We start from the raw sequence: 20,215 nt of genomic DNA, 5'->3' as shown, positions 1-20,215 counted from the left end.
TGCGCTGCGCTGCCTGTCGGCCTTGTCGGCCTTGTCGGCCCTGGCGGCTCTGCGGACCCGCGCGGCGCGGCTCTGCCAGCTCGGTGCCCCGGGCTTCCGGCGTGCGGTCGGACGAACTGACGGTACGTCAGTGGTCGGCCCGGTCCGGGTCCGGTTTGGCGGTTTCGGACCCGGCGCCCGGCCCCGCACCCACCGGGCCCGGCCGGGTGGCCGTCCGGCCTGGCAAAAACGGACATAGGTGCACAAAGGCGGTTGACAGCCCGTTGGCGGCGGGCGCACGATGAGGTCCTGGCACCGACCGCCGGCACGGGGGCACCGCCCCCACCCGGCCGAGCGTGCCACCCACGGCGCACCACGCGCCCCGGACGGCGATCGCCCTTCTGCGGCGTCGACCGTCCCGACGGGGGACCCCGTTCCGACGGGGACCGGCAGGGAGGCCGGGCACCGGGGGGAGTCCCACCCGGGGGAGCACTGGAACCGCGGTGACGTCCCAGACCACCGCACCCGACTGGCGAGTCCCCGGGCCGCCGCGTCCCACACCGCGACGCCCGGGCCGCCGCACCCCACCTTCCGTACGGGCAGCGCCCTGCCGGCTCCCGCCTCCGCGAGAGGCACAGCGATGAGCACCACCCTGCCCACCGGGCAACCCGCAGCCGATTCCGCAGCCAGCCCCGCCGCCCCGCCCGGCGCCGCCCCGCCCGCCACGGCGTCCGGCAGCGCGTCGTCCGGCAGCGCGCCGCGCCGACGGGCCGCCGACCGGGTCGCCGACCACGCGCCGATGCGCCGGGCCGGAGACCACCCGCCGGTGCGCACCCCCGCCCGCGGCCCCGCCCGGCGCTCCGGCGACTACCGCACCCGGCACAGCGTCAGCCTGGTCGTCCCCGCCCGGGACGAGGCCCGCAACATCCCCTGGGTGTTCGAGCAGATCCCCAGCTGCGTGGACGAGGTCATCCTGGTCGACGGCTCCTCCCGGGACGCCACCGTCGCGATGGCCCGCGCCTGCCGCCCCGCCGTCCGCAGCGTCGGCCAGGGCGCGCCCGGCAAGGGCAACGCGCTGCGCGCCGGATTCGCCGCCGCCACCGGTGAGTACGTGGTGATGATCGACGCCGACGGCTCGATGTGGCCCGGCGAGATCCCGCACTTCCTGCACTTCCTCGACCACGGCTACGACTTCGTCAAGGGCTCCCGCCGGATGGCCGGCGGCGGCTCGCTCGACCTCACCCCGCTGCGCGCCCTCGGAAACAAGGCCCTGCTGCTGGTCGTCAACCGCCTCTACGGCGCCCTGCTGACCGACCTGTGCTACGGCTACTGCGCGTTCCGCCGCGACTTCCTCGCCGAACTCGACCTGCGCGCCACCGGCTTCGAGATCGAGGCCGAGATGGTCGCGCACGCCCTGCGCTCGGGACTGCGGATCGCCGAAGTCCCCAGCCTCGAACTTCCCCGCCGCAGCGGACGCTCCCACCTGCACGCCGTCTCCGACGGCCGCAGAGTGCTGCGCACCCTGCTCGCCGAACGCCCCGGCGCGGGGGAGGGACGATGAACGGCCGCGACCGGCGCCACCGCACGGCCTGCCCGCCGCCCGCCGCACCCGGCTCGCCGCACACCCCCGTCACCGTGGTCGAACTCGACCTGGCCGACCCGGACGAGGTGCGCTCGCCCGGCGGCCGCGGCCCCGCCGCCCCCGACGGACGCGTGTCGGCGTTGGTGCGGCTGCACGGACACCCGCTCGGCATGGTGCACGCCACCGGGACGAGCGGCCGCCCCGTCGCGCTCGCCCGGGCGCTGGCCGCGGCCGCTCATCGCGAACTCGACGTGCCGGACGACGAGTTCGAGCCCGAGCGGACGGAAGCGGGCCGCCCCGTCGACGGAATGACCGTCGTGGTCTGCACCCGCGACCGCACCGAACTGCTCGCCGACTGCCTGGACTCCGTGCTGCGCGCCGCCGACACCGTCACCGGGATCCCCGGTGGCGCCGGAACCTCCGGGGCCGCCGGAACCCCCGGGGCCGCCGGAGCCCTCGGAGCCCTCGGAGCCGACGGGGTTTCCAGCGTCCCCAGCGTCCCCGGAGCCACCAGCGTCCTCGGAGCCACCAGCGTCCCCGGAGCCACCAGCGCCCCCGGCACCCCCGGCACCCCCGGCGTCCGGCCCGGCCCGGCCGTGGACGTCCTGCTGGTCGACAACGCCCCCACCGGCCCCGCCACCGCGCGGCTGGTCGCGGAGCGCTACCCCGGCCGGGTCCGCTACCTGTGCGAACCCGCGCCCGGCCTGTCCCGGGCCCGCAACCGCGGCCTGGCCGCCGCCCGCGGCGAGATCTGCGCGTTCACCGACGACGACGCCCTCGCCGACCCCGGCTGGCTGGCCGCACTGGCCGCCGCGTTCGCCGCCGACCCCCGGACCGGCTGCGTCACCGGACTCGTCGTCCCCGCCGAACTCGACACCCCCGCCCAGCAGTTGTTCGAGCGCTACGCCGGAACGGAACGCGGCTGGACGGCCCGCGACTGGAACCTCGACGCCCCCGGCGCGGGCCCGCTGGACCGCTACTCCACCGGCCGCTGCGGCATCGGCGCGAACATGGCCTTCCGCACCGAACTGCTGCGCGCCGTCGGCGGGTTCGACCCCGCCACCGGCACCGGCACCCCCACCCGGGGCGGCGAGGACCTGCTCGCCTTCCACCTGGTGCTGACCGCCGGACACACCGTCGCCTACCGGCCCGACGCCGTCGTCTGGCACCGCCACCGGCGCACCCTGCCCGCCCTCGCGCTGCAGGTCCGCGGCCTGGGCACCGGCTTCGGCGCCTACCTCGCCGCCGCCCTGCGCCGCCGCCCCGCCCTGCTCGCCGACCTGCTGCTGCGGCTGCCCGTCGGCCTGTTCCGCTGGCACCGCGGCCACCGCCCGCCCGCCGCCGACACCGCACTGGAACGCCGCCGCCTGCACGCCCTGCGCCGGATGGAACGCCGCGGCCTGGCCCAGGGCCCGCCCCGCTACCTGTACACCCGCTGGCAGCAGCGCCGCACCCACCGGGGAGGCTGACCGTGGACACCACGCCCGCACCCGCCGCCCCGTCGGGCGAGACGCCGGTCCGGATCGCCGAACTCGACCTCACCCGCCCCGGCGAACTGCGCCGCCCCGGCGGCGGCCCCTGCCGCCTCACCGGCCGGCAGGCCCTAGCCCTGGTCCGGGCCGCCGGACGCCCGCTGGGCACCGTCACCGCCCGCGCCCCCGAAGGCCACCCCGAACGGCTGGGCGCCGCCCTGCACGCCGCCGCGCACCGCCGGTTCGACGCGGCCGCGCGGCACCCGGCCCCCGCACCGGAGGACGACCCCGGCGAGGAGCCCGTGGTCAGCGTCGTGGTGTGCACCCACGACCGCCCCGACCTGCTCACCCGCTGCCTGGACTCGCTGCTGCGCACCCGCTACCCCTACCTGGACGCCATCGTGGTCGACAACGCCCCCGCCGACGACACCGTCCGCCGGCTGCTCCCGCAGCGCTACGGGCGGCGGGTGCGCTACCTGCGCGAACCCGTGCCCGGCCTGGCCCGGGCCCGCAACCGCGGCCTGGCCGCCGCCCGCGGCGAGATCTGCGCGTTCGCCGACGACGACCTGATCCTCGACCCGCACTGGCTGCCCGCCCTGGTCGCCGGCTTCCGCGCCGCGCCCCGCACCGGCTGCGTCACCGGCCTGGTGCTGCCCGCCGAACTCGACACCCGGGCCCAGCTCCTGCTCGAACGCTACGGCGGCTACGGCAAGGGCTTCACCCCGCACGACTACACCCTGAGCACCCGCACCGGCGACCCGCTCTACCCCTTCGCCACCGGCCGGCTCGGCACCGGCGCGAACATGGCCTTCCGCACCGCGGTCCTGCGCGCCGTCGGCGGGTTCGACCCCGCCACCAGCACCGGCACCCCGGCCCTCGGCGGCGAGGACCTGCTCGCCTTCCACCTGGTGCTGACCGCCGGACACACCGTCAGCTACCGGCCCGACGCGATCGTCTGGCACCCGCACCGGCGCGAAATCGACACCCTGCCCCGGCAGGCGTTCGGCCTCGGCGCGGGCTTCGGCGCCTACCTCGCCGCCGCCGTCCACCGCCGGCCCCGCCTGCTGGCCACCCTGCTGCCGCTGCTCCCGCGCGGCCTGTGGCGCACCGCGCACCGGGCCGTCGGCACGGGGACGGATACGGGTACGGGTGCCAGTGCGGACGCCGGCACCGCCGCCACCGCGACCGCGACCGCCACCGTCGAGCCCGGCGACCCCGACCCGCTGCTGCGCGCACTGCGCCACCGCGAACTGCTCGGCCTGCTGTACGGCCCGCTCGGCTACCTGCGCAGCCTGCGCGCCCAGCGCCGCGCGGAGGCCCGGATCGCCGAGCACCGACTCGCCGAACGCCGGAGCGCCGAACGGCGCCGGGCCGAACGGCGGTACGCACGGCGCGAACCGACCGAGAGCCAACTCACGGACGGGACGGGCCGATGAGCGCCGTCGACCGGCGCACCCGCTGCGCCCGCCCCGTCGAACTGCCCTGCCAGTGCGGCTACCCGACGCTGCTGCGGGCCGAGGCCCGGGCGCTGCTCGCCCGCTCCCGGCGCGAACCGCTGCTGCACAACGGCCACCTGCTGGCCGCGAGTTCGATCCTCTCGGCCGGGCTCGGCTCGCTGTTCTGGATCCTCGCCACCCGCTCCTACAGCGCCGCCGACGTCGGCCGCAGCTACGCCGCGCTGTCCGCCACCATGTTCCTGTCCACCCTGGGCAGCCTCAACCTCGGCGACGCACTGGTGCGCTTCGTCCCCACCGCCGGGCACCGCACCCGCGCCCTGGTCCTGCGCAGCTACCTGGTCAGCACCACCGTCAGCGCCGTCGTCGCCGTCGCGTTCCTGCTGCTCGTCCCGGTCGTCGCCCCCGCCCTGGACGAGCTGCGCAGCCCCGTCCTCGCGGTCTCCTTCGTCGCGGCCACCGCCGGCTACTCGGTGTTCGTCCTCCAGGACGGCGCGCTCACCGGCGTGCGCCGGGCCGGCTGGGTGCTCGGCGAGAACACCCTGTTCGCCGTCGCCAAGGCCGCGCTGCTCGCCCTGTGCGCCGCGTTCGCCGTCGGCACCGGCATCCTGCTGTCCTGGGCCGTCGCCCTCGTCCTGGCCATCGTCCTCACCAACGCCGTGCTGTTCCGCAACGCCATCCCCGCCCACCAGGCCGCCCCCGTCGACGGCCGGGAGACGCGCCCGGCCGAGCGGATCGCCCGCTGGACCGGCGCCGACTACCTCGGCAACCTGTGCACCTTCGCCGCCGCGACCGTCCTGCCGCTGATGGTCCTGGACCGGCTCGGCGCCGACGGCAGCGCCTACTACTCGCTGGCCTACGTGATCGCCTCCACCCTGTACGTCGCCGCGTTCAGCATGGGCCACTCGCTGGTCGTCGAGGGTGCCCGCGACCCCGCCCGGCTCGGCGAGCACGCCCGCCGCCTGCTGCGCCACTCCACCCTGCTGGTGACCGCCGCCGCCCTGCCGATCGCCGCCGCCGCGCCCTGGATCCTCGGCCTGTTCGGCCCCGACTACGCCGCCCGCGGCAGCACCGCGCTGCGCCTGATGGCGCTGTCCGCGATCCCCAACACCGTGCCCAACGTGGTCCTCCAGGTCGCCCGGGTCCGCCGCGCACTGCCCTGGATGGTCGGCATCCGGCTCGCCTTCGCCACCACCGTCATCGCCCTCACCGCCGTCCTGCTGCCCGCCTTCGGACTCACCGGCATCGGCGCCGCCTGGCTGATCGCCGAGTGCGCCCTCGCCCTGCCGCTGCTCGCCGCGCTGCCCCGCCTCCTCGGACCGGCCCCGGCACCCGGCCGCCCCCGCCCCCGCCCCCGCACCGAGGAGGAACCGACATGACCCCCCGCCCCGCCCTCACCGTCGCGATCTGCGCCTACACCCCGCAACGCTGGACGCTGCTGCGCGCCGCCGTCGACTCCGTGCGCAGCCAGCAGCCGCCACCCGGCGAACTGCTCCTGGTCATCGACCACAACGAGGAACTCCTGCGGATGGCCAGCGAGTTGGAGGGCGTCACGGTGCTCGCCAACCGGGAGCGGCCCGGCCTGTCCGGCGCCCGCAACACCGCCCTCGCCGCCGCCCGCGGCACCGTCACCGCCTTCCTCGACGACGACGCCGCCGCCCGCCCCGGCTGGAGCGCCGCCCTGCTCGCCGCCTACCGCGACCCGGACGTGCTCGGCGCCGGCGGACTCGTCGCCCCGCACTGGCAGCACGGCCGCCCCCGCTGGTTCCCGCCCGCCTTCGACTGGGTGGTCGGCTGCAGCCACAGCGGCATGCCCCGGCGGCCCGACCGGGTCCGCAACCTGATCGGCGCCAACATGTCCTTCCGCACCGAGGCGGCCCGCGCCGCGGGCGGCTTCCGCACCGACCTCGGCCGGATCGGCCGCCGCCCGCTCGGCTGCGAGGAGACCGAACTCTGCCTGCGCCTGGCCGCCCGCCACCCCGGCGCCCGGATGCACTACGACCCGGCCGCCGCCGTCCGCCACCACGTCCCCCGACAGCGCGCCACCGCACGGTACTTCGCCGCCCGCTGCCTCGCCGAAGGACGCTCCAAGGCGATGGTCGCCCGGCACGCCGGCCCCGGACCCGCCCTCGCCAGCGAACGCGCCTACCTGCGCCGCACCGTCCCCACCGCCCTGCGCCACGCCCTGCTGCACGGCCGCCTCGGCACCGCCGCCGCCCTCGCCACCGGCGTCCTGCTCACCACCGGCGGCTACCTCGCGGGCACCGCACGACAGTTGACGAACCATCAGGAAAGGGGTGCGCCGTGAACGCCGTCCCCGTCCTGCTCTACCACTCGGTGTCCGACGACCCGCCGAACTGGCTCGCCCCCTACACCGTCCCCCCGCACGCCTTCCGCGCCCAGCTCGACCGCCTCCAGGACGCCGGACTCTCCGTCGTTCCGCTCGCCCGCCTGGTCGCCGCCCTGCACGGCGGACCCCCGCTGCCCGCCCGCTGCGCCGTCCTCACCTTCGACGACGGCTACGCCGACTTCTACTGGACGGTCGCCCCGATCCTCTCCGACCGCGGCCTCCCCGCCACCGTCTACCTCACCACCGGCGCCATCCACGCCCCCGGCGCCCTCCCCGGCGGCAGCCTGCTGCCCCCCATCCCGATGCTCAACTGGCGGCAGGTCGCCACCCTCGACGCCCTCGGCCTGGAGATCGGCGGCCACTCCCGCACCCACCTGCCGCTCGACACCGCCCGCCCCGACCGGCTCCGGCAGGAAGTCACCGGCAGCAAACACGAGTTGGAGGACGCCCTCGGCCACCCCGCCACCGCCTTCGCCTACCCCCACGGCTACCACAGCCCCGCCGTCCGCCGCGAGACCGCCCGGGCCGGCTGGACCTCCGCCGCCGCCGTCGGCAACGCGCTCAGCTCGCCCGCCGACGACCCGCTGCGGATCTGCCGCCTGATGGTCATGCGCACCACCCCCGCCCGCACCTTCGAGGACTGGACCCACCTGCGCGCCACCCGCACCGGCCCGCTCCGCGACAGCGCCGCCACCCTCGGCTGGCGCGCCTACCGCCGCCTGCGCGCCCGCCTGGGCCGCCCCATCGGCGGCCCGCCGAGCCGGTGACGCCCGGCGGCGAGCACCAGGAACACCCCGAACGCCCGGAACGCCCTAGGCATCAGGAAGGCCAGGAACGCCAGGAGCAGCAGGAACGCCAGGAACAGCAGGAACGCCCGGAACGCCAGGAAGGTCAGGAGACCGCCGTGACCGCACCCGCCAGGACCGCCCCCGCCGGCGCCCCGCCCGCCGGCGCCACCCCGCTGCGCCCGGCCGCCGCGCCCGACTCGTCCGCCGCATCCGACTCGCGTCGGTGGCCCTTCTCCTGGCGGTCCTGGACGGTCCGCGCCGCGCTGCCGCTGGCCGTCCTGCTCTGGCTGCTCGCCCTGCGCACCACCCGCCTCGACCGGATCGGCGACCTCGGCCTGCTCCAGGCCCTGCCGCCCGCCTACTACGCCGCGCTCGCCGTCCTCACCGCCGGCTTCCTCGCCGCCCTGCGCACCCCCCGGCTGCCGCAGCGCCGACTCGCCTGGTACGTCCTGGCGTTGATCGCCTTCGTGCACGCCACCCCCAGCCTGCTCTACCCCACCCTGCGCTACTCCTGGGCCTGGAAGCACGTCGCCGTCGTCGACGCCATGCTCCGCCACGGCGGCACCGTCCCCGACGCCGGGAAGCTCGACGTCTACAACCAGTGGCCCGGCTTCTTCGCCCTCAATGCCCTCGTGCTGCGCGCCACCGGCCTGCACTCCGCCCTCGGCTACGCCTCCTGGTACCCGCTGATCGCCAACCTGCTGCTGCTCGGCCCGCTCCTGCTGCTCTTCCGCAGCCTCACCCGCGACCGCCGACTGGTGTGGTGCGCCCTCTGGCTGTACTACGCCACCTCCTGGGTCGGCCAGGACTACTTCTCCCCGCAAGCCTTCGCCTACCTGCTGTACGTCACCGTCATCGCTCTGACGATGCGTCAACTCTCGCTGAGAGGAAGGGGATCAGGGCGCTTCGGCTGGCGGCCCGGCCCGTACGCGCTGCTGCTCGTGCTGATCGCCGCGATCGCCTCCTCGCACCAGCTCACCCCCGTCATGCTGGTCAGCTCGCTCGCCGTCCTCGCGCTGCCCCGCCGCAACCGCCGCACCGTGCTGCCCGTCCTCGCCGCCGCCCTCGCCCTCACCGTCGCCTGGGACACCACCGTCGCCCGCCCGTTCGTCGCCGCCAACCTGCACGGCCTGATCACCGCCCTCGCCGCCCCCGACCGCAACGCCGTCGCCGGCCTCGCCCAACTCGGCTCCGCCGCACCCGGACAGGTCCTCGCCTCCTGGACCGACCGGGCCACCACCGCCGCCGTCCTCCTGCTCGCCCTCGTCGCCGTCCTGCGCCGCCGCCGGGTCCGCCGCACCACCCTGCCGCTGCTGCTGCTCGCCCCGCTCGTGCTGCTGCTCGCCAACGGCTACGACGGCGAAATGCTGTTCCGCGCCTACCTGTTCGCGCTCCCCGTCACCGCCTTCCTGATCGCCGCGCTGCTCGCCCCCGGCCCGCCCCGCCCGCCCGGCCCGGCCCGCTCGGCCCGTCCGTCCGGTCTGCCCCGCTCGGCCCGCCCGTCCGGTCTGCCCCGCCCGCCCGTCCGGCTCGCCGTCACCGGCACCGTCCTGGCCGCCCTGCTCGGCGGGCTGCTGTTCGGCTACTACGGCAAGGAAGCCGTCAACCACTTCAGCCCGCAGGAGGCCGCCGCCGTCCGGTACGCCACCGAAGCGACCCCGCCCGGCTCCCGGATCCTCTCCCTCACCTCCGACGAACCCGGCGGCGAACTCCACTACGACCAGCACCAGTGGACCATCCTCGTCGACGCCGACCCCGCCGACCGCAAGCTCCTGACCACCGACCCGGAAACCGCCCTCACCGACGCCCTCGCCGCCGGCCCCGCCGGGACGCCCTCCTACCTGGTGCTCACCCGCGCCCAGTTCGCCGCCTGCCAACTGACCGGACTGCTCCCCGCCGGCGCGACCGACGAGATCCAGTACACCGCCGCCCACCTGCCCACCCTGCGGGCCGTCCACCGCAGCGCCGACGCCGTCGTCTACCAGTACCGACCGCCGCCCACCGCGCCCGCGCCGGCCCCCGCGACGGAAGGAGGCACGCCATGAGCAGAGCCGTCGTCGAGACCGTCCGGCGGCGACGCCCGGACGTCAGGCCGCTGCTGCTCGCCGGGTCCGGCTGGGCCGCGCTCGCCGCGACCGCGCTGCCCGCCGCCAACCCGCTGCGGGTGGCCGCCGTCGCCGTCTTCCTGCTCGGCTGCCCCGGCGCCGCGCTCCTCCGGCTCGCCCGGCCCGCGCTGCGCCCCGGCGAGTGGTGGTCGACGGTCGTCCTGGCCGTCGCGGCCAGCGCCGCGCTCACCGCCCTGACCACCGAAACCCTCTACCTGGCGCGGCAGTTCACCGCCGCCCGGGTGGTACTGGCCCTCGCCGTGCTCACCACCGCGCTCACCCTGCCGGCCCTGCGCCACCCGCGCCCGCCGACCGGACCGCCCGGGGGAGAACCCGGCGACGAGCCCGGCCGTCAAGCCGGTCGCGAGCCCCCGGCCCGGCGTCCGGCCCGGCGTCCGGGGCGGCGTCCCGGCCGCGGCCGGATCTGGACGGCCGCCGCGCTGCTCACCGCCACCGCCGCCTGCGGCGGACCCGCCGTCGGCGGCATGCAGGACCAGGGCGCCCCCGCCCCCACCGGGCTCCCGGCCACCGAACCGTCCGCCCGGCCGCCCGCCGGCCCCCACCCCTGGCACCCCGTCTTCCAGGACGACTTCACCGGCCGCACCCTGAACCCGGCGAACTGGACGACCTGCTACGACTGGAACCAGGACGGCTGCACCAACGCGGGCAACCGGGAGAGCGAGTGGTACCGCCCCGGCCAGGTCTCGGTCGCCGAGGGCGCGCTCACCCTCACCGCCCAGCGCCGCCCCACCACCGGCAGCGACGGCAAGACCCACCCCTGGACGTCCGGCATGGTCTCCACCGGCCGCGACAGCTGGAACGCCCCGCCCCGGCACACCTTCACCTACGGCTACGTCGCCGCCGCCGTCCAGGCCCCCGCCGACCCCACCGGCATGTTCCCCGCCTTCTGGCTGCTCCCCGCCGCCACCCGCGGCGGCCTCCCCGAGATCGACGTCGCCGAGTTCATCAACTCCAACCGCTACGTCGACCTCAACCTGCACACCACCACCCCCCGGGGCCGGGACACCGTCGCCCACCAGCACTACGGCCCCGCCGACTTCGCCGGCGGCTACCACGTCCTCGCCGTCGACTGGGAACCCGACGGCATCACCTGGTACGTCGACGGCACCCCCCGCTTCCAGGTCACCGACCCCGCGCAGATCCCGAACACCCCGATGGAACTCCTGATCAACCTTGCCGTCGGCTTCGAACAGGCCCCGCCCGCCGGCACCGACAGCGCCCAACTGCACGTCGCCTGGGTCGGCGTCTGGCAGCACTGAACCGCCGCCCGGCTGAGCCCGACCGGCCCGGAGGTGAGGCCGGTACCGAAGGACGGCAAGGGAGCCGGACCGGGCCGCGGCCGTGACGGGGACGCACGCACTCGGCCCGGCGCCGACCGGGCTGCCCGCTCACCACGGCCTCGACGTGGGCCAACTCGCCGCGGCCGCAGGGGTGACGGCCGCGCTGGGGAGGCCCACCGACTGTCGGCCGACCGGGCGGAGCACGTCCTGCGGACCGCCGCGGCGGACCACTCGGGCGCGAGCGCGTCGATCACCCGCCGCCCGGGCCGCCCGGCCTGCCTGTGCCGCCCGGGCCGCCCGGGCCGCCGGTGTCGCTGCCCGCGCTGCTGCCCGCTTCGCCGAGCGGCCCGTCCGGCCGGGCGCTCCCGGCGAGTTCACGCAGGACCGGGACGATGACCTCGCGCAGCCAGTGCCGGTTGCGGGCGAAGCGGCGGGACTTCTCCAGGTTGGCCGAGACGTGCCACAGCCAGGCCAACAGGATGCCGGACAGCGGGAGTTCGCCCGTCTCGGGGCGGTGCAGGGACCCGGTGCGCAGCGCGTGGACGACCTGCTCCCCCCAGGAGCGCCCCTCCAGCAGCCAGCCCAGGGCCAGGGCGAAGCTCGCCCGGTCGACCACTGCCGGACCGTCGGCGAGCGCGTCCGCCCAGTCGACCAGACCGGTGACGGACGGCGGTCCGTCCGGGGCGGTGGCGGAGGAGGGGCCGGGGCCGGTCGGGGCGGGGGAGCGCAGGAGCAGGTTGCCGGGGGTGAAGTCGCCGTGCGTCCAGGCCACTTCGGTCGGGTGTGCGGTCAACTCGCGGCGCAGGTGGGCGCGCAGGGCCAGCAGGCCCGCGGTGCCCTCCGCGCCCCGGCACCAGCGGACCCGGTCGGAGAGCACCGCCAGCCGGTGGCCCAGCCAACCGTCCACCAGTCGCCCGTCCCGGCTCGATCCGCTCGTCGCGCCGCGCAGTTCGTCCAGGGCGGCGAACGCGGACGCGGTCAGCGCGGCGGCCAGCTCGGGGCGGCGGGAGAGCAGCACGTCGCCCGGGACGCCCGGCAGGACCTCCTGCACCAGCACCGGCGGGCGGCCGCCCAACCGCGAGTCCAGCGTCCGGGGCAGCAGTGCGCGCAGCTCCGGGCGCCGCAACTGGGCGGCCAGCACCGCCACCGCGTCCCGCTCGCGGACCAGCGACCGCACCGCCTCGCCGGTGCGCGGGCACTTCACCAGCACCGGTGGCCCGCCGTCCGCCGGACGCCAACGCGCCACCAGCACGTCCGAGTAGCCCTGCGCCACCGCCTCCCACCGGCCGCGCCCCAACTCCCTTGCCGCCCAACGCAACCGCAACTCGTCCACCGCCCACCCCGCCACCCCCGGCGGCACCAGCAGCAACCCGCCCGCGACCTCCCGCACCCCCATCAGCTCGTGCCCGGGGACCCGGCCGTTGCCGTTCGGCCCGGCTCCCGTGCCGTTCATCCCCGCCCCTGTTCGCCGATGGCCGTCAACCTGCCCACTGCCGCTGCCAGTTGCAGCAGTCGCTCCGGCATTCCGGGCAGGCCCGCCTCCGGTAGGGCGAGCAGTGCCAGCAGGGCGCGGTTGCCCGGCGAGGGGCGGGGCGGGCGGCAGCGGGGGCAGCGGCCCGGGGGGTGGCCGAGGAGCAGGGTCACGCCCTCCGCCAGGCCGGCCTGGTACGACGAGGCGGAAACCCTTGCCGCGGAGTGCAGTTCGGCCGGGGCGTGGGCGGGGGCCACGCCGAGCCGGGCCCAGCGCAGGAGGTCCAGATCGGCCGGACCGTCCCCGGCGGCGAACACCGGCACTGCCCCCGGGTCACCCAACTCCGCCAGCAGGGAACGTACTCCGGTCAGCTTGCCGACGCCCGCCGGGGGGAAGTCCGTCTGCTGCTCGCCCGCCACGACCGTGGTTCCGGCGGCGGTGGCGATCCGTTCGGCGGTGGGCCCGTCCAGGCCGGTGTACCGCCCGTCCGGCTGCCGCCGGGAGAGCCGGGCCGTCCAGCGGGCCAGCGGGTCGGCGTCCAGTGAGCCGCTGGTGGACGCCAACTCCCGTACCGGGGTGCCGTCCCGGTCGGTGAGCGGCAGGGGCGCCCGGCCCGGCAGGTGCGCCACCGCGCCGTGCTCGGCCACGCCGCCCGCCAACCCGTAGGCGCGGCAGCGGTCCTGGAGTTCGGGCAGCGAACGGCCGGTGGCCAGGAGGGGGCGGAAGCCGTGCGCCCGCAGGGCCCGCAGCGCGAGCATCCCCCGCGGGGAGGAGGCCGGGAAGCCCAGCGGGTCGGTCTCCAGCACCCCGTCCACGTCCAGCACGCACCAGCCCGCCCCCGGCCCGTCCTCGGGCAGCGGCCGGGGCAGGTCGCTCAGGTACTCCTCGGCGAGGAACCCCTGCACCGCCCGCGCGGAGGCCCGCCGCCGGGCCGACCTCCCCGCCGGTCCGTCGGTCAACCCGTGCTGGATCTGCACCAGTTGGGCCAGGCACCAGCGGGCGGCGCCGATCCGCTCCCCGGTCAGCCGCTCGTACGCGGAGCGGACCCCGGCGGCCCGCTCCGGATCCCCGGACGAGACGGCCAGGCCCGCCAGGTCCCAGGCCGGGTCGTAGCTCGCCAGGTCCAGGTGGCTGAACGCGCCCTCCGCCCAGTCCGTCTTCGCCCACTGCCCGCCCCGGCCCGTCCAGCGCCCGGCCGTGGTGCGCCCGTCCACCACGTACGGCCGTGCGGCGCGGGTGAGTTCGCGGGCCACCGGGTCGGCCAGCAGCGGGCGCAGCGCGGTGGCCCAGCGGCCGAACAGCGGGGCGAACAGGCGTCCGGCCTCCTCCCAGACCGGCCCGCGCCCGGCCAGCCGCCCGCTGCGGTCCGCGCCGACCGGCAGCACCCGCTGCCGGGTGGCCACGTAGCGGGCCGCGACCTCCACCGGGACGGCCGTCCCGGCCGCCTCGGCGACCTCCCGGCGGACCATCAACCCGCTTTCCAGAGCCAGGACTTCGGGTACCAGGCCGGGCAGTGCGGCGGCGTAGTCGGCGGCCCGGCGGCCCAGGTGTCCCAGCCCGACGGTCTCCACCCGCAGCGGCACCGGTGGCCCGTCCGCCGGGTACCCGGTCACCGGCCGGGAGCGGTGCAGGCCGCGCCCCGGGCGGACGGCCGGGCCGACCTCCAGGCGCGGCCAGCCGGCGGCGCCCGGGACGTGGCGCCCGACCAGCTCCGCCACGGCCGCCGACGACATCAACTCCCTTACCTGCCAGTCCGGTTCGGGGAGCGTGACGAACAGGTGGCCGTCCATCGGCGGCGCCTCCCGCTCGACCGCGGCCAGCACGCTCACCGCCCCGGCCGGGAACCCCCGGGCGCACAGGTCCGCCGCGACCCGCGCCAGCGAACGCCCGGTGACCGGCGGATCGTCCACCACCAGGGCGTGCCCGCCCACGGCCAGCAGCCACGCCAACTCCCGTTCCCGGCCCGCCAGGACGCGCTGCCCCGGCCGCACCGTCGTACCGGCCACCGCCCGGTGCCCGGCCTGCCGCAGCGCCGCCGCCAGCAGCGGACCCAGGTAGCTGCCGGAGGTCCGCACCCCGACGACCAGCAGCGGGAGTTCGGCGGGCAGCGGCCGCGCGGCGTCGAAGCGGCGGGCCAACTCGACCAGGTCGGACGGGTACTGGTCGAAGCCGCAGAAGCAGGACGGCGGACGGCGCACCGCCGACCCGAGCACCCGGCGCACCGCCGTCCGGCCCGTCGCCGGCTCGGACAGCCGGACCAGCTGCCGGTACAGGACGGACGGGAACGGGGCCGGGCGCAGCACCAGGGCGGCCAGGTCGTCGATCGCGCGGGCCAGCGCGTGCGTCCAGCGCACCGCCGGGCGCAGCGCGGGGGCGTGCCAGGCCAGGCCCGTCGCGGCCCGGTCCAGGACGGCACCGGCCCGGTCGCCGCCGGGGCCGGCACCGTCCTGCAGGTGGCGGACGAGGCGGCGCGGCGCCGTCCAGCTCCCCGCGAGCCGGTCCTCGGCGGCCTGCAGCATGCCCGCCGCGTACAGGAACGCGTCCAGCGGATCGCCGTCCCGGGCCGCCCCGGCCAGCAGGCCGGCCAGCTCCGCGACCGTCGCGTGCGGGTCCGCCACGGGTGGGTCCGCCACGGGTGGGTCCGCCACGGGTGGGGAGGAGGCGGGGGCGGGGCTGGCAGGCACGGGGTTCATGGGGCGCTCTCCGGGACGCAGAGCAGCAGCGGTGGCCGGACACGGACGCTTCCACCGTCCGCCCGCCACGGCCCGCGCGCAACGCGGACGCCCGCCCTCCCGCTGCCCGTTCGACGTCACGTCACCACGCGATCACGGAAAGTACGCGCAACCGTGGCCACCGCGAACGGAACCTTGGCCGGTCGGGGCCCGCCCGGGGCCCACCGGAGGCGCCGGAGAACTCTTCCGCCCCACGCCGATGAATTCACGCGGCGGCGGCCGTCGAAGCCTGCGAGAGCCACGACCACGACCCACCGGGGAGACTCCAGATGACCAGCACCACCACTGCCACCACCACCGCCACCACCGCTGCCGCCGCTACCGGGCAGCGGCCCGGCAGGGCCCTGCGGTGGACGGTCCGGATCCTGCGCGTCCTGCTCGCGCTGTTCTTCGCCCTCGCCAGCGCCGCCCCCAAGCTGCTCGCGATCCACGACGCCACCGTTGTTTTCGACGCCATCGGGGCGGGCGACTGGTTCATGTACCTCACCGGCCTGGTCGAACTCGCCGGAGCCGTCGGCCTGCTGCTGCCCCGCCTGGCCGGCCCCGCCGCGACCGCCCTGATCGCCTTCCTGTTCTGCGCCTTCACCGTCCAACTCACCGCGATGCACGGCGAGAACGCCGGCACCCTCTTCTTCTTCATGGCCCCGCTCGCCGTCATCGCCTGGACCCACCGCACCGAAACCACCACCCTAAGGACGCGGCTGGCCGGGTGGTGTGGGACGTCGACGCCTACTCCTACCTGGACGGCGAGTGCCCACCCACCGTCAACCCGAGCCTGTGGCGCCAGGCCCAACTGTGCGCCGTACAGGGCCTGTTCCAGGTCACCGACCGGGTCTACCAGGTCCGGGGCCTGGACATCTCCAACATGACGCTGGTCGAGGGCGAGCGCGGCGTGGTCGTCATCGACCCGCTGATCTCCACCGAGACCGCCGCCGCTGGGCTCGCCCTCTACCGCAAGCACCGCGGCGACCGGCCGGTCACCGGCGTGATCTACACCCACTCCCACGGCGACCACTTCGGCGGCGTGCGCGGCGTGCTGCCGCACGGCACCGAGGCGGGGGTGCCGATCCTCGCCCCCGAGGGCTTCCTGGAGCACGCGGTCAGCGAGAACGTCTACGCGGGCAACGCGATGGTCCGCCGCGCCGTCTACATGTACGGCTCCAACCTGCCCAAGTCACCCGAGGGCCAGGTCAGCACGGGCCTGGGCATCGCCACCTCCGAGGGCACCATCTCGCTGATCCCGCCGACCGTCGACATCACCCGCACCGGGCAGGAGGAGACGGTGGACGGCGTCCGGATCGTCTTCCAGCTCACCCCCGGCACCGAGGCCCCGGCGGAGATGAACTTCCTCTTCCCCCAACTGCGCGCGCTGTGCCTGGCGGAGAACGCCACCCACAACATGCACAACGTACTGACCCTGCGCGGCGCGGTCGTTCGGGACGCCCGGATCTGGGCGCGCTACCTCGACGAGGCCGTCACCTTCTTCGCGGGCCGCTACGACGTCGCTTTCGCCTCCCACCACTGGCCGACCTGGGGCGAGCAGGAAGTCGTGGAGTTCCTCACCGTCCAGCGCGACCTCTACGGCTACATGCACGACCAGACGCTGCGCCTGCTCAACCAGGGCCTGACCGGCCCGGAGATCGCCGAGGAGCTCCAGCTCCCGCCCGCGATCGAGCGGTCCTGGAGCGCCCGCGGCTACTACGGTTCGCTCAGCCACAACGTCGAGGCGATCTACCAGCGCTACCTGGGCTGGTTCGACGGCAACCCGGCCCACCTGTGGGAGCTGCCGCCGGTCGAACTCGCGCAGCGCTACGTCGAGTTGGCCGGCGGGGCGGACCCGGCCGTCGCCCGCGCCCGGGAGTACGCCGCCGACGGGGACCTGCGCTTCGCCGCGACCCTGCTCAACCACGTCGTCTTCGCCGACCCGGAGCACCGGGGCGCCCGCGCCGCGCTGGCCGAGGTGTACACCCGCCTCGGCCGCGGCGCGGAGAACGGCACCTGGCGCAACTTCTACCTCACCGGCGCGCAGGAACTCCTCCAGGGGCCGGTCAACAACGCCGTCGACATGACCAACCCCGAGATGGCGATGGCGCTGACCGTCGGCATGATGCTCGACTCGATCGCCGTCGCCCTGGACGGCCCCCGCGCCTGGGACGACGCGCTCACCGTCGACCTGCTGCTCACCGACGAGGGCCGCCGCTACCGCCTGATCCTCAGCAACGGCGTCCTGCACCACCGCAGCACCCCCCTGGACGGGCCCGCGCCGGAACCGGCCGGCCTCACCCTGACGCTGACCAAGCCCCAACTGCTGGGCGTCCTGGCGGGCAACGGCCTGGACGGCATCGGGACCGAGGGCGACCCGGCCCTGCTCACCCGCCTGTTCTCCTACGTCACCAAACCGGAGCGGGCCTTCGACATCGTCACACCCTGACCTGTCGTCTCAGCACGGAAGCGGAGCGGCCATTCGCCGTCGAGCCGCTGTCGAGCCGGTGTAGAGCTCGTGCGAAGTCGCCGTCGCCGTCGCCGAGCGGGCCGGCCGCAGGACCGGTCGGGCTGCTCCCTTCGGAGTAGGCCGGCGCTCCTCGATGTGCGTACACGCATGGAAGTGTCGCGGTCCCCCGTCCCGGCGCGCCGCGACCATCGACGGGTACCCTCCCCGCCGGGCCCGGCGGGGACGCCCCGCTCCCGAAGGTGCCCCCGTGCTCCTGGTCATCGTCGTCGCCGCCGCCGCCCTGCTGGCCGGTCTCGCGGCCAACCGCTACCTGCGCCCGCTGCTGCTGAAGGGGGAGGACGACCGCACCGGCATGTCCGTCACGGACCTCGTCGGCCCACTGCTCACCATGGCCGTCCTGCTCCTCGCGTTCGTCCTGGTCAACGCGAACGGCTCCTACGACAAGGCCGACGCCGCCGCCCGCAGCGAGGCCCGCGCGCTCGACCAACTCGTCGAGACCGCCGAGTACGCGCCCGCCGCCCAGCGTGACCGCATCCAGGCCGCCGCCGTCTGCTACGCCCGCGCGGTGCGGGTCCAGGAGTGGCCGGCGATGGCCGACGGCAACGGCTCCGCCGCGCCCAGCGTCTGGACGGCGGAATTCCGCCAGACCTTCTCCCAACTGCAGGACCAGCCTTTCTTCGAGCTTCTCGCCGGCGCCGACGACAAGCGCTCCGAGGCCCGCGACGAACGGCTCACCGAGGCCGGCAGCACGATCCCGAGCGCCGTCCTGTGGTTCCTGCTCGCCACCCTCGCCGTCACCGTCGTCGGCCTCGGCATCTGCCTGCCCCGCCGGGACAACCTCGGCCAGGTGGTCACCCTCACCGTGATCACCGCCGTCCTGGCCACCACCCTGGTGCTGATCCGCGACGTCGACCGCCCCTTCGGCGGCATCGTCGACATCAAGCCCACCGCCATCGCCGATGTCGAGCGGCAGGCCGAGCGCGACTTCCTCGCCGACGCCCCCGGCGGCCAACTCCCCTGCGACGAGCGGGGCGACCGCCGCACCGTCTGACCCCCGCACCGCCCGGCCCCCGCCCTGCGGCCGGCCTATCCGGCCGCGGTCGGGGTGTCGGCCAGCCGCAGCAGGTGGGCGGGCAGGTCGAGCAGGCGCACGCCCTCCTGTTCGCGCGGATCGGTGCGCGCCACCACCGCGACGAGGTCGACGGGCCCGTGGTTGACCGGCAGGTGCGGGGTGTCCGGGGGGATGTAGAAGTAGTCGCCGCCGCGCAGGAGCGTTCGCTCGGCCAGGGCGGGGCCGTACCAAACCTCCACCGCTCCCTCCACGATCAGGATCGCCGACTCGTGCCCCTCGTGCAGGTGCGGGCGGCCCCGGGTGTGCGCGGGCAGCACGAGGCGGTGCAGGCACAACCGGGACGCCCCCGCGGACTCCGCGGACACACCCGACCCGAAGACCCCGCCCTGGAGCCCCTGGTAGTCGCCCCCGCGGACGGTGACACAGCTCTTCGCCGATCGGTCCATCTGCTTCTCCCGGAGTGGACCGCACGGGCCGTGGAACACCCCCACGGCGGGGAACCGGCGCGTCCACCGGCATCGTCCCGCCCCGCGGCCGCCACCTACGGCGATTCGGCGAAAGCGCCGGAGTGCCCACCGGCGCGACGCGCCCGTGTGAACGCGCCGCGCCGGGCGCGTCGGCAGTGCCCGGTGTGCCGGTGTCAGCAGGCCGCCTGACGGTCCATCATGGGGACACCCTCACCGCCCGCCGACTTCCGGAGGCACCATGCGTTCCCCGTTCCGCCCCGCCGCCGCCCTGTCCGCCGTCCTGGTGCCGGTCGGCACCGCCCACGCCACCACCGTCGCGCTCGACTGCACGGTGAGCACCACCGCCACCTACAGCCCGGCGGTCACCGACACCGCGCAGTCCGTCACCGTCGACGCCGCCACCACCTGGACGTGCGCCGGCCTGCCGACCGGCTACACCTCCGCCACCGCCTCGGACCACTACACGACCACCCTCACCTGCACCGACCTGCTCAACTTCCCGACCGGCAGCAAGACCTACACCTGGAACAACTCCACCACCAGCACCTTCGGCTTCACCCGGATCAACACCCGCGTCGTCAACGGCACCACCGTCGTCGAACTCGCCGGCAGCATCACCGCCGGCACCTTCCAGGGCGCCACCGTCACCTCGACCGCCGTCGCCCTGAACACCCAGCTCGACGCCTGCTCCACCACCGGCGTCGCCGCACTCGACTTCACCGGCGACGTGGTGATCGTCGGCCTCTGACCGCGCACCCCGGCCCACCCCCGGGTACGCCCGATGCACTACGTCCGCGTCGGGCGCACCCGGAGGAGGCCCGGGGCGTGTCGCAGCCGGTACGGCCCGGGCGGCCCCGCCCGGGCCGGGATCATCGCCACTCAGGCCGCCACGGCCTCCCGCCCCGCACGCACGGCCAGAGCCGTCGTCGGCACCGGCACCACCGGCCCCTCGGAGCCCCGCAACGTGGTCCTCCGGAGCTCGGAGCTCAG

At 76.1% G+C, this 20,215-nt stretch carries 15 protein-coding genes; 12 read left to right on the top strand and 3 right to left on the bottom strand.

The window, feature by feature from the left end:
- The first annotated feature begins 619 nt into the window (after positions 1-619).
- The 8 genes from ACWEO5_RS10745 to ACWEO5_RS10710 all read left to right on the top strand — a co-directional run bounded on the left by ACWEO5_RS10745 (position 620) and on the right by ACWEO5_RS10710 (position 11,010).
- Positions 620-1,540: a glycosyltransferase family 2 protein gene (locus ACWEO5_RS10745; protein ID WP_452162082.1), complete on the top strand. Its 921-nt coding sequence runs from the start codon at positions 620-622 to the stop codon at positions 1,538-1,540.
- The gene (locus tag ACWEO5_RS10740) at positions 1,537-3,030 is read left to right on the top strand and encodes a glycosyltransferase (RefSeq protein WP_452162081.1); all 1,494 of its coding nucleotides are present in this window, start codon (positions 1,537-1,539) and stop codon (positions 3,028-3,030) included. Before ACWEO5_RS10745 ends, ACWEO5_RS10740 begins: the two co-directional genes overlap by 4 nt.
- Positions 3,031-3,032: 2 nt before the next feature.
- The gene (locus tag ACWEO5_RS10735) at positions 3,033-4,469 is read left to right on the top strand and encodes a glycosyltransferase family 2 protein (protein ID WP_452162080.1); all 1,437 of its coding nucleotides are present in this window, start codon (positions 3,033-3,035) and stop codon (positions 4,467-4,469) included.
- Complete coding sequence (locus tag ACWEO5_RS10730) at positions 4,466-5,866, top strand: lipopolysaccharide biosynthesis protein (RefSeq protein ID WP_452162079.1); 1,401 nt, start codon at positions 4,466-4,468, stop codon at positions 5,864-5,866. The genes ACWEO5_RS10735 and ACWEO5_RS10730 overlap by 4 nt, the downstream gene beginning before the upstream one ends.
- Positions 5,863-6,795: a glycosyltransferase family 2 protein gene (locus tag ACWEO5_RS10725; protein ID WP_452162078.1), complete on the top strand. Its 933-nt coding sequence runs from the start codon at positions 5,863-5,865 to the stop codon at positions 6,793-6,795. The genes ACWEO5_RS10730 and ACWEO5_RS10725 overlap by 4 nt, the downstream gene beginning before the upstream one ends.
- On the top strand, positions 6,792-7,604 hold the full coding sequence (locus tag ACWEO5_RS10720; protein WP_452162077.1) for a polysaccharide deacetylase family protein: 813 nt from the start codon (positions 6,792-6,794) through the stop codon (positions 7,602-7,604). Before ACWEO5_RS10725 ends, ACWEO5_RS10720 begins: the two co-directional genes overlap by 4 nt.
- A 137-nt stretch (positions 7,605-7,741) precedes the next feature.
- Positions 7,742-9,670: a glycosyltransferase gene (locus tag ACWEO5_RS10715; protein ID WP_452162076.1), complete on the top strand. Its 1,929-nt coding sequence runs from the start codon at positions 7,742-7,744 to the stop codon at positions 9,668-9,670.
- Positions 9,667-11,010 (top strand): glycoside hydrolase family 16 protein, encoded by a 1,344-nt coding sequence (locus ACWEO5_RS10710; protein ID WP_452162075.1) that lies wholly within the window; start codon positions 9,667-9,669, stop codon positions 11,008-11,010. The genes ACWEO5_RS10715 and ACWEO5_RS10710 overlap by 4 nt, the downstream gene beginning before the upstream one ends.
- Positions 11,011-11,281: 271 nt before the next feature.
- On the opposite strand, the gene ACWEO5_RS10705 is transcribed toward ACWEO5_RS10710, so the two are convergent.
- The gene (locus tag ACWEO5_RS10705; protein WP_452162074.1) at positions 11,282-12,484 is read right to left on the bottom strand and encodes a phosphotransferase; all 1,203 of its coding nucleotides are present in this window, start codon (positions 12,482-12,484) and stop codon (positions 11,282-11,284) included.
- Positions 12,481-15,135: an HAD hydrolase family protein gene (locus tag ACWEO5_RS10700; protein ID WP_452162073.1), complete on the bottom strand. Its 2,655-nt coding sequence runs from the start codon at positions 15,133-15,135 to the stop codon at positions 12,481-12,483. Before ACWEO5_RS10700 ends, ACWEO5_RS10705 begins: the two co-directional genes overlap by 4 nt.
- A 368-nt stretch (positions 15,136-15,503) precedes the next feature.
- Between ACWEO5_RS10700 and ACWEO5_RS10695 the strand changes: the two genes are divergently transcribed.
- The 3 genes from ACWEO5_RS10695 to ACWEO5_RS10685 all read left to right on the top strand — a co-directional run bounded on the left by ACWEO5_RS10695 (position 15,504) and on the right by ACWEO5_RS10685 (position 18,737).
- On the top strand, positions 15,504-16,103 hold the full coding sequence (locus tag ACWEO5_RS10695; protein ID WP_452162072.1) for a DoxX family protein: 600 nt from the start codon (positions 15,504-15,506) through the stop codon (positions 16,101-16,103).
- Positions 16,100-17,665: an alkyl/aryl-sulfatase gene (locus ACWEO5_RS10690; protein ID WP_452162089.1), complete on the top strand. Its 1,566-nt coding sequence runs from the start codon at positions 16,100-16,102 to the stop codon at positions 17,663-17,665. The genes ACWEO5_RS10695 and ACWEO5_RS10690 overlap by 4 nt, the downstream gene beginning before the upstream one ends.
- Positions 17,666-17,933: 268 nt before the next feature.
- Positions 17,934-18,737 carry a bestrophin-like domain gene (locus ACWEO5_RS10685; RefSeq protein ID WP_452162071.1) on the top strand — a complete coding sequence of 268 codons (804 nt, stop codon included), beginning with the start codon at positions 17,934-17,936 and terminating at the stop codon, positions 18,735-18,737.
- A 35-nt stretch (positions 18,738-18,772) separates the two neighbouring features.
- Here ACWEO5_RS10685 and ACWEO5_RS10680 read toward each other — a convergent pair whose 3' ends face one another.
- Positions 18,773-19,204, bottom strand: a complete 432-nt coding sequence (locus ACWEO5_RS10680; protein WP_452162070.1) for a cupin domain-containing protein — start codon at positions 19,202-19,204, stop codon at positions 18,773-18,775.
- Positions 19,205-19,463: 259 nt separating this feature from the next.
- On the opposite strand from ACWEO5_RS10680, the gene ACWEO5_RS10675 reads away from it, so the two are divergent.
- A complete protein-coding gene (locus tag ACWEO5_RS10675) occupies positions 19,464-19,973 on the top strand; it encodes a hypothetical protein (RefSeq protein ID WP_452162069.1) in 510 nt (169 codons plus the stop codon).
- Positions 19,974-20,215 lie beyond the last annotated feature (242 nt).

The organism is Kitasatospora sp. NPDC004272, assembly GCF_053603035.1.
Note: the sequence above shows the minus strand (reverse complement) of the source record. Positions and strands in the feature narration are given on the sequence as shown.

Bases quoted from the DNA above. Each gene is read 5' to 3' on its own strand.
- ACWEO5_RS10745 (WP_452162082.1), top strand. From the start codon at position 620: ATGAGCACCACCCTGCCCACCGGGCAACCCGCAGCCGATTCCGCAGCC.
- ACWEO5_RS10740 (WP_452162081.1), top strand. From the start codon at position 1,537: ATGAACGGCCGCGACCGGCGCCACCGCACGGCCTGCCCGCCGCCCGCC.
- ACWEO5_RS10730 (WP_452162079.1), top strand. From the start codon at position 4,466: ATGAGCGCCGTCGACCGGCGCACCCGCTGCGCCCGCCCCGTCGAACTG.
- ACWEO5_RS10725 (WP_452162078.1), top strand. From the start codon at position 5,863: ATGACCCCCCGCCCCGCCCTCACCGTCGCGATCTGCGCCTACACCCCG.
- ACWEO5_RS10710 (WP_452162075.1), top strand. From the start codon at position 9,667: ATGAGCAGAGCCGTCGTCGAGACCGTCCGGCGGCGACGCCCGGACGTC.
- ACWEO5_RS10705 (WP_452162074.1), bottom strand. From the start codon at position 12,484: ATGAACGGCACGGGAGCCGGGCCGAACGGCAACGGCCGGGTCCCCGGG.
- ACWEO5_RS10695 (WP_452162072.1), top strand. From the start codon at position 15,504: ATGACCAGCACCACCACTGCCACCACCACCGCCACCACCGCTGCCGCC.
- ACWEO5_RS10690 (WP_452162089.1), top strand. From the start codon at position 16,100: ATGACGCTGGTCGAGGGCGAGCGCGGCGTGGTCGTCATCGACCCGCTG.
- ACWEO5_RS10680 (WP_452162070.1), bottom strand. From the start codon at position 19,204: ATGGACCGATCGGCGAAGAGCTGTGTCACCGTCCGCGGGGGCGACTAC.
- ACWEO5_RS10675 (WP_452162069.1), top strand. From the start codon at position 19,464: ATGCGTTCCCCGTTCCGCCCCGCCGCCGCCCTGTCCGCCGTCCTGGTG.